We start from the raw sequence: 14,711 nt of genomic DNA, 5'->3' as shown, positions 1-14,711 counted from the left end.
GCCGGTCCTTTCCCTCCGCACTCCACCCCAGCCCTCTTGGGCGGCGGGGCGCCCATTCCCCCACTCCCTCCCCACCCCCAGCCCTCTTGGGCAGCGGGGCCGCCCCCCCGGGGGCGGGACGGGTGGGCAAGGGGGCGGCCCCTCGCGCGGAGCGCACCCTCTTCGTCGGGCTGACCTTGCGGGGTGCGTTTCCTTCGCGCGGGCGCGTCGTGGCTGGTCGCGCAGTTCCCCGCGCCCCTATGGGGCGCCCCCTCGGCGAGGGGGTGGAGTGTGCGGGCGCGTCGTGGCTGGGCGCGCAGTTCCCCGCGCCCCTGGAGGGGCCGTCTCACTTCGTGCGGGTGGGTGGGGGCTGGGCGCGCAGTTCCCCGCGCCCCTATGGGGGCGCTCCGTCCGAGGGAGCGGAATGTGCGGGCGCGTCGTGGCCGGGCGCGCGGTCCCCGTGCCTCAGCGTGCGAGCAGCACGATCAGTGTCACGAGGCCCACCCCGCACGGCACGAGGATCTCGTACGCCCATCGGACCGACGGCTCACCCTGTGCGCCCGGCCTGGTGGACGACGTCTCGGCCAGGTTCTGGAGGTCCCGTACGATCTGGTCGCTCGCGGCCACCTGGGGCCGGTCCGTCGACGGCCGGCCGAACGCGGTGCGGCTCGACCTCGGGTCGTCCGCCGCCGCCGCCCGCGACTGGTTGCGGACGGCCTTCTTGCGCTGCCGCAGCGACACCGGCACGGCCCACATCTGGTACTTCGTACCGCCGTTGCTGAGGACCTCGCTGGAGTAACCGGTACGGATCGCCCCGACCGACGCCCAGGGCAGCACGACCGTACGGAACGGGTTGCGGATCCGGAGGCGGTCCGCGCCCGCGTACACCGCGGGCCGCAGCATGAAGGCCACCACCAGCGGGACCACGAACAGCAGCCCGGCCAGCACCTTCCAGGCGGTCATGGCCTCGCCCTTGCGCACCGCGTCGATGCCGAGCCAGGCACAGATCGCGAGCATCAGACAGCCCCAGAAGACGTTGGCGCCGTTACGGAAGACGCGGTCGGCGTAAACCGTCGGCCCGCCGGAGCCGGATGAGCCCGAGGTGCCCGAGGAGCCCGAGGAGGAAGTGGGGCCTGTGCTTGTCATGGGGCCGATTCTGCCTGACGCGGATTTCGCCCCCGCGCAGGCCGGTCGTCCCCCGGGGTGTACAGGCCGCTACGCGCGTAGATATGCTCCAGTGGTGACCATGCCCACCTCTGCATCCGCTCCCGCATCCGCATTTGTCGACGCGACCGCGTCCGACAGCGCACTGCGCCGCTTCCTGCACGGGCTGCCCGGCGTCGACGCCGTCGGCCTGGAGGCCCGCGCCGCCGCGCTCGGCACGCGCTCGATCAAGACCACGGCCAAGGCGTACGCCATCGACCTGGCCATCTCGATGATCGACCTGACCACGCTCGAAGGCGCGGACACCCCCGGCAAGGTCCGGGCGCTGTGCGCCAAGGGCGCCCATCCGGACCCCACCGACCGTACGACCCCCAGGGTCGCCGCGATCTGCGTCTACCCGGACATGGCGGCCACCGCCAAGGAGGCACTTGCCGGGACCGGGATCAAGGTGGCTTCCGTGGCCACCGCCTTCCCGGCCGGCCGCGCCGCCCTCCCCGTCAAGCTGGCGGACGTGCGTGACGCCGTCGCCGCGGGCGCGGACGAGATCGACATGGTGATCGACCGGGGGGCCTTCCTCGCCGGGCACTACCTCAAGGTCTACGAGGAGATCGTCGCCGTGAAGGCGGAGTGCGGGGACAAGGCCCGCCTCAAGGTGATCTTCGAGACCGGCGAACTGTCCACGTACGACAACATCCGTCGCGCCTCCTGGCTCGGCATGCTGGCCGGCGCGGACTTCATCAAGACCTCCACGGGCAAGGTCGCGGTCAACGCCACCCCGCCCAACACGCTCCTGATGCTGGAAGCCGTACGGGACTACCGTGCGCAGACCGGCGTGCAGATCGGCGTGAAGCCGGCCGGCGGCATCCGCTCCACCAAGGACGCGATCAAGTTCCTGGTGCTGGTCAACGAGACCGTGGGCGAGGACTGGCTGGACAACCACTGGTTCCGCTTCGGCGCCTCCAGCCTGCTCAACGACCTGCTGATGCAGCGGCAGAAGCTCAGCACGGGCCGCTACTCCGGCCCCGACTACGTGACGGTGGACTGATCCGCATGACTGGTACCCCTTTCGAGTACGCACCCGCGCCGGAGTCGCGTGCGGTCGTCGACATCGCGCCCTCGTACGGCCTCTTCATCGACGGTGAGTTCACCGAGGCCGCGGACGGCAAGGTCTTCAAGACCGTGTCCCCGTCCACCGAGGAGGTCCTGTCCGAGGTGGCCCTCGCGGGCCAGGAGGACGTGGACCGTGCGGTGCGGGCGGCCCGCAAGGCCTTCGGCACGTGGTCGGCACTGCCGGGCGCCGAGCGCGCCAAGTACCTCTTCCGCATCGCCCGCATCATCCAGGAGCGCTCGCGCGAACTCGCCGTTCTCGAAACGCTCGACAACGGCAAGCCGATCAAGGAGACGCGGGACGCCGACCTCCCCCTGGTCGCCGCGCACTTCTTCTACTACGCGGGCTGGGCGGACAAGCTCGACCACGCGGGCTACGGCGCCAACCCCCGCCCCCTCGGTGTCGCGGGCCAGGTCATCCCCTGGAACTTCCCGCTCCTGATGCTGGCCTGGAAGATCGCCCCGGCGCTCGCCACCGGCAACACGGTCGTCCTGAAGCCCGCCGAGACCACCCCGCTGTCGGCGCTGTTCTTCGCGGACATCTGCCGCCAGGCGGGTCTGCCGCGCGGTGTCGTCAACATCCTTCCCGGGTACGGCGAGACGGGCTCCGCCCTGGTCAACCACCCGGACGTCAACAAGGTCGCCTTCACCGGCTCCACCGCCGTCGGCAAGGCCATCGCCCGCTCGGTGGCGGGCACCTCGAAGAAGGTCACCCTCGAACTGGGCGGCAAGGGCGCGAACATCGTCTTCGACGACGCCCCGATCGACCAGGCCGTCGAGGGCATCGTCACCGGCATCTTCTTCAACCAGGGCCAGGTCTGCTGCGCGGGCTCGCGCCTCCTCGTCCAGGAGTCGGTCCAGGACGAGCTGCTCGACGCCCTCAAGCGCCGCCTCTCCACCCTGCGCCTGGGCGACCCGCTCGACAAGAACACCGACATCGGCGCGATCAACTCCGCCGAGCAGCTGGCCCGGATCAAGGCGGTGGCCGACACGGGCGAGGCGGAGGGCGCCGAGCGCTGGTCCGCCCCGTGCGAACTCCCCTCCTCCGGCTACTGGTTCGCGCCCACGCTCTTCACGAACGTCACCCAGGCGCACACGGTCGCGCGCGACGAGATCTTCGGCCCGGTCCTCTCGGTCCTGTCCTTCCGCACCCCGGACGAGGCCGTGGCCAAGGCCAACAACACCCAGTACGGCCTCTCCGCCGGCATCTGGACGGAGAAGGGCTCGCGCATCCTCGCGGTCGCCAACAAGCTCCGGGCGGGCGTCGTCTGGGCCAACACATTCAACAAGTTCGACCCCACGTCGCCCTTCGGCGGCTACAAGGAGTCGGGTTACGGCCGCGAGGGCGGCCGTCACGGCCTGGAGGCGTACCTCGATGTCTGAGACCTCAACTGTGGCGCGACTGAGCGTCCTCAAGACCTACAAGCTGTACGTGGGGGGCAAGTTCCCGCGTTCCGAGAGCGGCCGGGTGTACGAGGTGCAGGACGCGAAGAACAACTGGCTGGCCAACGCCCCCCTCGCCTCGCGCAAGGACGCCCGTGACGCGGTCGTCGCGGCGCGCAAGGCGTTCGGCGGCTGGGCTGGCGCGACCGCGTACAACCGCGGCCAGGTCCTCTACCGCGTCGCGGAGATGCTGGAGGGCCGCCGCGACCAGTTCGTGCGCGAGGTCGCCGACGCCGAGGGCCTCTCGAAGTCCAAGGCGGCGGCCGTCGTCGACGCGGCGGTCGACCGCTGGGTCTGGTACGCGGGCTGGACCGACAAGATCGCCCAGATCGCGGGCGGCGGGAACCCGGTGGCGGGCCCGTACTTCAACCTCTCCACCCCGGAGCCGACGGGCGTGGTCGCGGTCCTGGCGCCCCAGGAGTCCTCCTTCCTCGGGCTGATCTCGACGATCGCCCCGGTGATCGCGACGGGCAACACGGCCGTCGTCATCGCCTCGGAGAAGTCCCCGCTCCCCGCCCTCTCGCTGGGCGAGGTGCTGGCCACCTCCGACCTCCCCGGCGGCGTCGTCAACATCCTGACCGGCAAGGCCTCGGAGATCGCCCCCTCCCTCGCCGCCCACCAGGACGTCAACGCGATCGACCTCACGGGAGCGGGCGCGGCCACCGACCTGGCCCGCGACCTGGAGATCGCCGCGGCCGACAACCTCAAGCGCGTCCTGCGCCCGTCCGCCTCGCCGGACTGGACGGCCCCCCAGGGCACGGACCGCCTGACCGCCTTCCTGGAGACCAAGACGGTCTGGCACCCGACGGGCTCGCTGGGAGCGTCGGGCTCGGCGTACTGACCCGCCCGACCCGAACCAGCTGGACCGGGCAGTCCTGCGGCCCGCCACCCGCCCCCGCGGGCGACGGGCCGCAGGACTACCGGCCGGAGTCCGCCTCCGGCAGGGGAAGCTCGTCGAGATCGAGGACGAACGTGCGGCCGTCGGCGAGCGGGATGGGAAGTTTTCCGGTCCCGTAGGAGTGCACCCGGCTGGTGCCGTAACCGTTGCCGGTGGGTTCGGTGTGGAGGACCGCCTCGGCTGCGTAGGGATCCACGATCAAGTAGACGGGAATGCCGTACCGGCCGTACTTCGCCGTGCAGTCGTCGTAATCCTTACGGGCCGACGAAACGGAGACGACCTCGGAGATCAGCAGCACGTCCTCGAACGTGTGGCGCTTGCCTTCGCGTCGTGCGTCCTCACGAAGAATCGCCAGGTCGGGAGCCGAGTTCTCGTCCGCCGGGAAGTCGATGTAGACGTCCGAGGGAGTCTTTGCGTGACGGCCGAGGGACACCACGGTGTCGTACTGCATCGACTTGATCGTGCTGGAGTGCTCATAGCTCTGCGGCGTCAAGATAATCTTTCCGTCAATACCGAAGAAGACCACGTGTCCCTCGGGGAACGTGGCGCGAGCGATCGAGTCGAGGCTCATGGCCGGGCTCCTTCCCGTATGCCGTCAGGATACGGCGCACGGCTGGGGCAGGGATGACGACCTGGTGGTCCGCCGCCTCCTTCTCCTCCTCAGGGATGCCGCACCGGGCGTCGGGGGTTCGGCCCAGCACTCACGGGTACTCGGGAGCCATGACGGCGGCGGAGAGTTCCGGAGGGACGGGGAAGCTGGTCACGGTCCTGCTGGATCTGTTCCTCTTCCTGGTCCTGATCGTGGCGGCCGTGATCTTCGTGGTCCACAAGCTCAAGGGCCGGAAGTAGTCCCTGGCTGTACGGGTCCCGCCGGCACGGGCGATCCGGCCGGCACGTTCCGGGATTCAGGTCCGGGTCGCGGTCCTGCAGCCCTTGTCCGTGCTCTCGTCGCCCATCAGGTCGCTCATCGGCCTGTCGCGGTCGTAGGGGTCGACCCTTGAGCTGTCGGTGGGGCCCTCGGTCTGCCGGTCGGCGGTGAGGTCCGGGGTGAAGTAGCCGGTGTGGGGGTCGTTCCCCGTGCGGCAGCCGCCGTTCGTCATGTCGACCTTGTACGAGACGAGCGAGAGGGTGCCCTTCTCGGTGCGTACCTTCGAGGGGTCGTCCCAGTTCACGACGATCTCGCGGCGCACGATCGTACGGGCGACCTCCGTGCTGCCGGCCGCCGCCCGCACCACCGGGTACACGTACGTGACGTCGGTGGAGACCTGGAGGGCGCCGTGTTCGCCCTCCCGGAACGTCATCCCGCCCCGCGTCTTGATCACATCGCCGACGAGCCGCGTGTGCGCAGGGTCGAACCGGCTGAAGAGCAAGAGCGGGTCCTGCTCCTCGGTCGGGGTGCGCAGTGAGCGCGTCAAGTACTCCTGAGTGTCCTGCTGTTGGGGGTTGATCAGGGCGATCGCCTCCGTGGGGCGCGCACCCCGCAGCACCGCACTGTCCAGGCTGGACGCGGCGAGGAAGTCCCGTGTGCGGGCGAGAGCGGCCGCCACCTGTGCCTTGCCCATCCACCCGGTCGCCCTGGCCTCCGGTACGGGGATCCCGGCCGTGCCGTCGTCCCACAGGGTGGCGGGCGAGCCCCTGAACGGCTCGTCCAGGGTGGGGCGTTGGGCAGCCTGGGCGGACGACGCAGCGTCCGGACGTACCGGGTCCGCAGCGAACGGACCCGAGGCCGCACCCGCGCCGCCCAGCCATCCGGGCAGCAGCCCCGGCACCAGTGCGACGACCACCAGGGCCAGCGCCACCAGCAGCCCGGCGACGAACCAGCCCGACCCGCGCCGCCCACGACGGGCCGGCGTGTGCGCACGCCACGCGGTGTCCCGCGCCGGCTCCTCGCGCAGCCGCCGCGTCACCATCCGGGCCCGCGCCGACGGCTCCTTGGGGGCGTCCGGTGCCCCCGCCTCCGACTCCCGCAGGAACCGCTCCCAGTCCTCGTCGGACAGGGACGGCGAACCGTCCTGCCCAGCGCCCGCGCTCACGCCGTTCTCCCCACCCGTGGTCCACTGCTGTCCCCGGCCCCTCCCCAGGGCCTGGCGCCTCTGCATGATCGCACAGCCGTTCGCTGGGTGAGCGGAGGTGAGTGCGCGACGGCGGAGGGCCTGTTCGGCGTGGGCGCGGTGCGTGGACGCGGTGCGGGGACGCGGTGTGTGGACGCGGTGCGGCCCCGGGACCGAAAGGGTTCCGGGGCCGCACCGCTGATCTCGCGGGGCAGGGTCAGATGCCTGCTGCCGCCGACAGGTCGCGCTTGATGGCGGCCAGGGTTTCGGCGGCCGTCGCGCGCGCCGCCGGGAGGGCGGACGCGTCCGTGACCGGGACGACCACCTCCAGGTAGCACTTGAGCTTGGGCTCTGTGCCGGACGGGCGGACGATCACCCGGGCGCCCGTCAGGTGGTAGCGCAGGCCGTCCGTCGGGGGAAGGGCGGCCGTGCCCTGGGTGAGGTCCTCGGCGGAGGTCACCGGCAGGCCGGCCAGCTGGACCGGAGGGGTCGCACGGAGGCGGGCCATCGCGTCGGCGATCACGCTCAGGTCCTCGACGCGGACGGAGAGCTGGTCCGTGGCGTGCAGACCGTGGGTGAGGGCCAGCTCGTCGAGCAGGTCGAGCAGGGTGCGGTTCTCCGCCTTGAGCGCGGAGGCGAGCTCGGTGACGGCCAGGGCGGCGGTGATGCCGTCCTTGTCGCGGACGCCCTCGGGGTCCACGCAGTAACCGAGGGCCTCCTCGTACCCGTAACGGAGGTTGTCGACGCGGGCGATCCACTTGAAGCCCGTGAGGGTCTCCTGGTAGCCGACGCCCGCGTGTGCGGCGATGCGGCCGAGGAGCGAGGAGGAGACGATCGACTCCGCGAAGACCGCGTCGGGGGAGAGGCCGCCCTTGCGGGCGATGTGGGCGGCGAGGAGCGCGCCGACCTCGTCGCCGCGGAGCATCCGCCAGTCCCCTTCGGGCGTCGGCACCGCCACCGCGCAGCGGTCCGCGTCCGGGTCGTTGGCGATGATCAGGTCGGGGGCCGGGACGGTGCGGCGGGCCGTCGCGAACGCCAGGTCCATCGCGCCCGGCTCCTCCGGGTTGGGGAAGGCGACCGTCGGGAAGTCCGGGTCGGGCTCGGCCTGCTCGGCGACCAGGGCCGGGGCGGGGAAGCCCGCGCGGGCGAACGCGGCGAGCAGGACGTCCTTGCCGACGCCGTGCATGGCCGTGTAGACGGTCTGCGCGGTACGGGGGGAGCCCGGGGTCAGGACCGCGTCCGTACGGGCGAGGTAGGCCTCCAGGACCTCCTCGTCGAGGACCGTCCAGCCGTCCTCGGGGCGCGGTACGTCCGCGAGCGCGGTGATCGCGTCGATCTCGGCGGCGATCTCGGCGTCGGCGGGCGGCACGATCTGCGAGCCGTCACCCAGGTAGACCTTGTAGCCGTTGTCGCGCGGCGGGTTGTGGCTGGCCGTGACCTCGACGCCGGCGACCGCGCCCAGGTGCCTTATGGCGAAGGCGAGCACCGGGGTGGGGAGGGGGCGCGGGAGCACGACGGCGCGCAGGCCCGCGCCCGTCATGACCGCCGCCGTGTCACGGGCGAAGTCGGCGGACTTGTGGCGCGCGTCGTAGCCGATGACGACCAGGTCGTCGGTCGAGCGCGGGTGCCCCGGCTGCTTCGCGAGGTACGCGGCGAGGCCGGCGGCGGCGCGGATGACGACGGCGCGGTTCATCCGCATCGGCCCGGCGCCGAGCTCGCCACGGAGACCGGCGGTGCCGAACTGGAGGGTGCCGGAGAAGCGCTCCGCGAGCTCGGCGGTGGCTTCGGCCTCGATGAGCTTGGCGAGCTCCTCGCGGGTCTCGGGGTCAGGGTCCTCGGCGAGCCAGGCGCTGGCACGGGCGAGGAGGGTGGGGTCCTGGAGGGCCGGTTCCTGAGGCACGGATCGCCTTTCGGGGTGAGAGGGGGCGGGGGCGGTGCGCTGCGGGGTTGTGCGGTGCGCGGCGTGACGCTGCGGGGTTGTGCGGTGCGCGGCGTGACGCTGCGGGGTGGAGCTGTGCGGTGCGGGGTGGTGCGGGGCGCGGGGGTTCGTTGCCGGGTGGTGCGGTGCGGGGCGGTTCGTTGCGGGGTGGTGCGTTGCGGTGCGGTGCGGGCCCGGGCGATGCGGTGCGGTGCGGTTCGTTGCGCTGCGGGACGGGGCCGGGGGGGGGCGGTGCGTTTTGCGGGGTGGAGCGTGCGTTGCGGGGCGGTGCAGCTGGTGTGGTGTCGGGTGGGCTGTGTGCGGGACGGGGGTGGTGCGGGTTCGCCTGCGGCGGGATTCCCCTACCCGCCCCTTCCCGAGACTGCTCGCCGCAGGGCGGATGATGCGTGGCCCGCCGGGCCGGGGCCTCGGCCCCGTGCACGGCTTCGCCGCGCGTCCTCAAACGCCGGACGGGCCAGGTGCCCCGGAAGCAGCCCCGAAGCGGGCGCTCCTCAGGGGCGCGGGGAACTGCGCGACCAGCCCCCCACACACCCGCACGTACCACCCGCCCACCCCCTCCGGGAGGAGCAAGCCACCGGACACCTCCGTCCGTCCGGGAGACCCGAACAACCGGGAGCAGCAGCCAGGCGGCGGCAGGCCGAGTGGCGGCAGCCGGGGAGCACGCCGACAAGCGACGCCCGCCCCCCGCCGCCCCCCCCCCGCGACCCCAACCGCTAGATCCGCTCCAGCACCCGCGCCAGCAGGCTGCCCATCCGGGCCGCGCTGTCGCGGCCCGCCTGGAGGACCTCCTCGTGGTTCAGCGGCTCGCCCGAGAGGCCCGCCGCGAGGTTGGTGACGAGGGAGATGCCGAGCACCTCGGCCCCCGCCTCACGCGCCGCGATGGCCTCCAGCACGGTGGACATGCCCACCAGGTCGCCGCCCATGACACGGACCATGTTGATCTCGGCCGGGGTCTCGTAGTGCGGGCCGGGGAACTGGACGTAGACGCCCTCCTCCAGGGTCTCGTCCACCTCCTTGCACAGGGCACGCAGGCGCGGCGAGTAGAGGTCGGTCAGGTCGACGAAGTTCGCGCCGATGATCGGCGACGCGGCCGTCAGGTTCAGGTGGTCGCTGATCAGGACCGGCTGGCCGGGGCGCATGCCGTCGCGCAGCCCGCCGCAGCCGTTGGTGAGGACCACGGTCTTGCAGCCGGCGGCGACGGCCGTGCGGACGCCGTGCGCGACGGCGGCCACGCCGCGGCCCTCGTAGTAGTGCGTACGCCCGAGGAAGACCAGCGCGCGCTTGTCGCCGATCTTGTACGAGCGGACCTTGCCGCCGTGACCCTCGACGGCGGGCGGCGGGAAGCCGGGCAGTTCCGTGACCGGGAACTCGGCCTCGGCCTCTCCGAGGGCGTCGACGGCGGGAGCCCAGCCGGAGCCCATTACGAGGGCCACGTCATGGGTCTCGGCGCCGGTCAGCTCGCGCAGGCGAGCGGCCGCGGCGTCGGCGGCGGCCTGGGGGTCCGAAATAACAGATGCGTTCACGCGGAAGAGGGTAGCCGCTTCCGCCCTACGCGCGTAGATGTCACGGCGGACGGCAACGCGATTGTTGCCTTGGAGGATGCGACGAACCCACCACGGGCCGGCCGTGGACCCCGCCCCGGACGATCCCCGGGCGGCCCCCGGGCGGCCCCCGGACGGTCCCCGGGCGGCCCCGGAAGGCCCCCGGAAGGCTCAGCAGGGGCGCTTGCGGAGTTCCATCACATAGTCGTGCGGGGCGCCCGCCGACTCGGCCGCGTCCGCGATCTCACCCAGGTAGCGGGCGGACGGCAGGCCTCCCTCGTACCCGTTGAGCACGTACATCCAGGTGGCTTCCTCGCCGTCCAGGGTGTGCACCCGGACCCGCATCCGGCGGTAGATGTCCAGGCCGACACCCTCCCACCGGTCCATGGAGTCCTCGTCCATCGGAGCGATGTCGTACAGCGCCACGAAGACCTGGGAGCGCGGGGCCTCGACCACCGTGGCGAGCGAGCCCTCCCAGCCCATCTGCTCGCCGCCGAAGGTCAGCCTCCAGTCGTTGAGCCAGCCCGTGCCGCGCAGCGGCGAGTGCGGTGCGCGGCGGGACATCAGCCGCGCGTCGAGGTTGCCGGCGTACGCGGCGTAGAGCGACATGGCTCCGAGGGTACGGGAGGCCCGCCGATCCCGTACGGACGGCAGGGATCTCGTACCGGCGGAGATCGGTTCCCGTATGGAGGGCCCCGGGGCGAAGCCCGTGCCCGCGTGCGGGACAATGAAGTACGTACTGCACTCCTCCGGGGCGATCCTCCGGAACCCCGGCCGGGGCAGGCAGGACGGGCCGGGCACAGTCGCAGCGCACCAAGCGAACGACCCAGACTCAGCTCAAGCGAACGCGAGGCGGACTTTTCGTGACCCGGATCGTGATCATCGGTGGCGGACCCGGCGGGTACGAGGCGGCCCTGGTGGGCACCCAGCTCGGCGCAGAGGTGACCGTCGTCGACTGCGACGGACTCGGCGGGGCGTCGGTGCTGACCGACTGCGTACCGTCCAAGACCCTGATCGCCACGGCCGAGGTGATGACGACCTTCGACTCCTCGTACGAGGAGCTGGGCATCCTCGTGGCCGACGACACCCCGCCCGAGGAGCAGTCCGCGCGTGTCGTGGGCGTGGACCTGGGCAAGGTCAACCGGCGGGTGAAGCGCCTCGCGCTCGCCCAGTCGCACGACATCGCCGCCTCCGTGACCCGGGCCGGTGCGCGCGTGCTGCGCGGCCGGGGCCGGCTGGAGGGGCAGCAGGCCAACGACGGCTCGCGGACCGTGGTCGTGACCGCCGCCGACGGGACCGAGGAGCGGCTGACCGCCGACGCCGTGCTGATCGCCACCGGCGGCCACCCGCGGGAGATCCCGGACGCCCAGCCGGACGGCGAGCGGATCCTCAACTGGACCCAGGTGTACGACCTCGACGAGCTCCCCGAGGAGCTGATCGTGGTCGGGTCGGGTGTGACCGGCGCCGAGTTCGCGGGCGCCTACCAGGCGCTGGGCTCGCGCGTCACGCTCGTGTCGTCGCGTGACCGGGTGCTGCCGGGCGAGGACCCGGACGCCGCCGCCGTCCTTGAGGACGTCTTCCGCCGCCGTGGCATGAACGTCATGGCGCGCTCGCGCGCCGCGTCCGCCAAGCGCGTCGGCGACCGGGTGGAGGTCACCCTCGCGGACGGCCGCGTCATCTCAGGGTCGCACTGCCTGATGGCCGTCGGCGCCATCCCCAACTCCGCGGGCATGGGCCTGGAGGAGGCCGGGGTCAAGGTCAAGGACAGCGGTCACATCTGGACCGACCGGGTCTCCAGGACCTCGGCGCCCGGGGTGTACGCGGCGGGAGACGTCACCGGCGTCTTCGCCCTCGCGTCCGTGGCGGCGATGCAGGGACGTATCGCCATGTACCACTTCCTCGGTGACGCGGTCGCCCCGCTGGACCTCAAGACGGTCTCCTCCAACGTCTTCACCGACCCCGAGATCGCGACCGTCGGCTACACCCAGGCGGACGTCGACGCGGGCCGGATCGACGCCCGCGGCGTCAAGCTGCCGCTGCTGCGCAACCCGCGCGCCAAGATGCAGGGCATCAGGGACGGCTTCGTGAAGCTGTTCTGCCGGCCCGGCACGGGCATCGTGGTGGGCGGCGTGGTCGTCGCGCCGCGCGCGAGCGAGCTGATCCACCCGATCTCGATCGCCGTCGACAACAGCCTGACGGTGGAGCAGATCGCGAAGGCGTTCACGGTCTATCCCTCGCTGTCGGGTTCGCTCGCCGAGGTGGCGCGCCAGCTGCACACGCGCAAGACGGGCGACAACTGACGTCACGGCCCCGGGAGTCACCCGGCCGGGGCGTGAACTCGCCACCGGCCGGGGCCGTATACCACTCCTGAGTACTGTTTGCGACCAACTTCTGTTATTCGGCGCAAACTGCTGAAAACTATCGGCCGGTCAGGTTACTGTCAGTTTCGTGTTCGCTGCAGAACGTCGTCAATTGATCCTCGAAATGGTGCGGGCCAACGGGGCGGTTTCGCTCCGTGAGCTCGCCCGCGTCGTCCAGACCTCCGAAGTGACCGTACGGCGGGACGTGCGGGCGCTGGAGGCAGAAGGACTCCTCGACCGCCGGCACGGCGGTGCGGTACTGCCGGGCGGGTTCACCCGTGAATCCGGCTTTCCGCAGAAATCCCACCTCGCGACCGCGGAGAAGACGGCCATCGCCGACCTCGCCGCGGGGCTCGTGGAGGAGGGGGAGGCCATCGTCGTCGGCGCCGGTACGACCACGCAGGAGCTGGCGAGACGGCTGGCCCGGGTCCCCGGGCTGACCGTCGTCACCAACTCCCTGCTGGTCGCCCAGGCGTTGGCGCACGCCAACCGTGTCGAAGTCGTCATGACCGGTGGAACCCTGCGCGGTTCCAACTACGCCCTGGTGGGAAGCGGCGCCGAACAGTCCCTCCAGGGGCTGCGGGTGACCCGCGCCTTCCTGTCCGGCAGTGGTCTCACCGCCGAACGAGGCCTCTCCACCTCCAACATGCTCTCCGCGAGCGTCGACCGGGCCCTGGTGCAGGCCGCCGCCGAGGTGGTGGTCCTCGCCGACCACACCAAGCTCGGCACCGACACCATGTTCCAGACGGTGCCGACCGACGTGATCACCCGGCTCGTCACCGACGAGCCGCCGCCCCACGACGAGCGTGCCGCGACGGAGTTGCAGGCGCTCGCCGACCAGGGCGTGCAGATCACCGTCGCGGGACCCGGGGCCGGAGCGTCCGGCTCCGCGGGTGAGGGCGTCCCGACGGGGCGTCCGCAGCCCCGCCGGGACATGCCACTGCCCGGCCAGCGCAGGCAGCACCCGGGCGGCCCCGGTTCGCAGTTGCGCAGTGCGGCCTCGATCGCCGAGCAGCAGGCGCAGTCGTCCGGGGAGCGGGCCCGGGTGGCCGATATGCGCCGTCGCTGACGTCGGCCCTCAGCCGGTGCACGTCTCGTCGGTACGGGGGCGGAGTCCTCGTACCGCGAGGGAGAGCAGCCGGTCGGCCAGCTCCGGGTCGTCCGGGGACTGTTCGGCGGCCAGCGCGATCGCGTTGGTGAGCTGCATCAGGTCCCGGATGGACACGTCCGGCCGTACGGCGCCGGAATGCTGGGCGCGTACGAGCAGAACCGTGCCGGCCTCGCGCATCGGGATGCTGCAGGCGGACATTGCCGAGGCGGCGGTGTTCTTGACGGCGTCGGTGCCGGTGCCGGTGCTGGTGTCGGTGTCAGCGTCGGTGCCGGACGCCGACATGAGCGCGCGGGCCAGGCCCCGGTACTCACTCGCATGGGTGATGATGGCGCGCAGCCAGCCGACCAGGGCCTCGCAGGGTGCCGGGGCTTCGGCCAACTCCTGGGCGCGGGAGAGAAGTTCGTCGACGGCGTCCTGGAACACCGCGCTCATCAGGGCGTGGCGGCTGGGGAAGTGCCGGTACAGGGTGCCGATGCCGACGCCTGCGCGGCGGGCGACCTCCTCCAGCGAGGCATCCGTGCCGTGCGCGGCAAACGCGTCGCTGGCCTCGGCCAGCAGCCTGTCGTAGTTACGACGGGCATCGGCCCGCATGGCCCGCGCGGCCCGCGCGGGGCGGGGAGCGGGGACGGTGGGGGGACTGGTGGTCGCCATGCCCCCAGCATGCCACTGGGCCCCGGGCCCCTCACGCGCCCAGCCCCAACCTGCCTGCCCCTCGCCCAGGGGGGCGCGCCCCCGTAGGGGCGCGGGGAACTGCGCGATCAGCCACGACGCGCCCGCACAGTCCCCACCTACGCCCAGGGGGCACCTCCCAGGGGCGCGGGGAACTGCGCGACCAGCCACGACGCGCCCGCGCGAAGGAAACGCACCCCGCAAGGTCGGCCCGGCGCAAGAGGGGGCGCTCCGCGCGAGGGGCCGCCCCCTTGCCCACCCGTCCCGCCCCCGGGGGGCGGCCCCGCTGCCCAAGAGGGCTGGGGGGTGGGGAAGGGGACAGGCGGCCCCGCTGCCCAAGGAGGCTAGGGGGGAGGGGAAGAGAGCGGCCCCGCTGCCCAAGGGAGCTTGGGAGCGGGGCCAGGGCCCGGAGCGAGCAGGGCCCGGAGCGAGCAGGGCCCGGAGCGAGC

13 protein-coding genes are annotated in these 14,711 nt (G+C 72.3%); 6 read left to right on the top strand and 7 right to left on the bottom strand.

Going from position 1 to position 14,711, the window contains the following annotated elements; genetic code table 11:
- Positions 1 to 444: 444 nt before the first annotated feature.
- Positions 445 to 1,125, bottom strand: a complete 681-nt coding sequence (locus tag ACIQM4_RS07405; RefSeq protein ID WP_401587286.1) for a PH domain-containing protein — start codon at positions 1,123 to 1,125, stop codon at positions 445 to 447.
- A 100-nt stretch (positions 1,126 to 1,225) separates the two neighbouring features.
- Here ACIQM4_RS07405 and deoC point away from each other — a divergent pair, with 100 nt between their 5' ends.
- From deoC to ACIQM4_RS07390, 3 genes are read left to right on the top strand one after another with little or no spacing between them, the layout of a single operon-like run.
- On the top strand, positions 1,226 to 2,188 hold the full coding sequence (deoC, locus tag ACIQM4_RS07400; protein WP_401587283.1) for a deoxyribose-phosphate aldolase: 963 nt from the start codon (positions 1,226 to 1,228) through the stop codon (positions 2,186 to 2,188).
- Positions 2,189 to 2,193: 5 nt separating this feature from the next.
- Entirely contained in the window at positions 2,194 to 3,633 is a 1,440-nt protein-coding gene (locus ACIQM4_RS07395; protein ID WP_401587280.1) for an aldehyde dehydrogenase family protein, read from the top strand.
- Positions 3,626 to 4,534: an aldehyde dehydrogenase family protein gene (locus tag ACIQM4_RS07390; RefSeq protein WP_401587278.1), complete on the top strand. Its 909-nt coding sequence runs from the start codon at positions 3,626 to 3,628 to the stop codon at positions 4,532 to 4,534. Before ACIQM4_RS07395 ends, ACIQM4_RS07390 begins: the two co-directional genes overlap by 8 nt.
- Positions 4,535 to 4,610: 76 nt before the next feature.
- Here ACIQM4_RS07390 and ACIQM4_RS07385 read toward each other — a convergent pair whose 3' ends face one another.
- Positions 4,611 to 5,162: a Uma2 family endonuclease gene (locus tag ACIQM4_RS07385; RefSeq protein ID WP_401587275.1), complete on the bottom strand. Its 552-nt coding sequence runs from the start codon at positions 5,160 to 5,162 to the stop codon at positions 4,611 to 4,613.
- Positions 5,163 to 5,311: 149 nt separating this feature from the next.
- Between ACIQM4_RS07385 and ACIQM4_RS07380 the strand changes: the two genes are divergently transcribed.
- Entirely contained in the window at positions 5,312 to 5,440 is a 129-nt protein-coding gene (locus ACIQM4_RS07380; protein ID WP_401587272.1) for a hypothetical protein, read from the top strand.
- 56 nt (positions 5,441 to 5,496) lie between these two features.
- On the opposite strand, the gene ACIQM4_RS07375 is transcribed toward ACIQM4_RS07380, so the two are convergent.
- The 4 genes from ACIQM4_RS07375 to ACIQM4_RS07360 all read right to left on the bottom strand — a co-directional run bounded on the left by ACIQM4_RS07375 (position 5,497) and on the right by ACIQM4_RS07360 (position 10,731).
- Positions 5,497 to 6,624, bottom strand: coding sequence for a hypothetical protein (locus ACIQM4_RS07375; protein WP_401587269.1), 1,128 nt, complete (start codon positions 6,622 to 6,624; stop codon positions 5,497 to 5,499).
- Between the two features lie 235 nt (positions 6,625 to 6,859).
- Entirely contained in the window at positions 6,860 to 8,542 is a 1,683-nt protein-coding gene (locus ACIQM4_RS07370) for a phospho-sugar mutase (RefSeq protein ID WP_401587266.1), read from the bottom strand.
- A 752-nt stretch (positions 8,543 to 9,294) separates the two neighbouring features.
- Positions 9,295 to 10,104 carry a purine-nucleoside phosphorylase gene (locus ACIQM4_RS07365; protein WP_401587264.1) on the bottom strand — a complete coding sequence of 270 codons (810 nt, stop codon included), beginning with the start codon at positions 10,102 to 10,104 and terminating at the stop codon, positions 9,295 to 9,297.
- A 189-nt stretch (positions 10,105 to 10,293) separates the two neighbouring features.
- Positions 10,294 to 10,731: a gamma-glutamylcyclotransferase gene (locus ACIQM4_RS07360; RefSeq protein ID WP_266659360.1), complete on the bottom strand. Its 438-nt coding sequence runs from the start codon at positions 10,729 to 10,731 to the stop codon at positions 10,294 to 10,296.
- 254 nt (positions 10,732 to 10,985) lie between these two features.
- Between ACIQM4_RS07360 and ACIQM4_RS07355 the strand changes: the two genes are divergently transcribed.
- Together ACIQM4_RS07355 and ACIQM4_RS07350 are read left to right on the top strand one after the other, a co-directional pair.
- Entirely contained in the window at positions 10,986 to 12,422 is a 1,437-nt protein-coding gene (locus ACIQM4_RS07355; protein ID WP_401587261.1) for an NAD(P)H-quinone dehydrogenase, read from the top strand.
- A gap of 148 nt (positions 12,423 to 12,570) precedes the next feature.
- Positions 12,571 to 13,551, top strand: coding sequence for a DeoR/GlpR family DNA-binding transcription regulator (locus ACIQM4_RS07350; protein WP_401587259.1), 981 nt, complete (start codon positions 12,571 to 12,573; stop codon positions 13,549 to 13,551).
- Positions 13,552 to 13,560: 9 nt separating this feature from the next.
- On the opposite strand, the gene ACIQM4_RS07345 is transcribed toward ACIQM4_RS07350, so the two are convergent.
- Positions 13,561 to 14,244: a TetR/AcrR family transcriptional regulator gene (locus ACIQM4_RS07345; protein WP_401587256.1), complete on the bottom strand. Its 684-nt coding sequence runs from the start codon at positions 14,242 to 14,244 to the stop codon at positions 13,561 to 13,563.
- Between the last annotated feature and the right edge of the window lie 467 nt (positions 14,245 to 14,711).

It is taken from the genome of Streptomyces sp. NPDC091272, assembly GCF_044757485.1.
Classification (GTDB): Bacteria; Actinomycetota; Actinomycetes; order Streptomycetales; family Streptomycetaceae; genus Streptomyces.
This window is presented reverse-complemented; position numbering and strand designations above follow the sequence as displayed.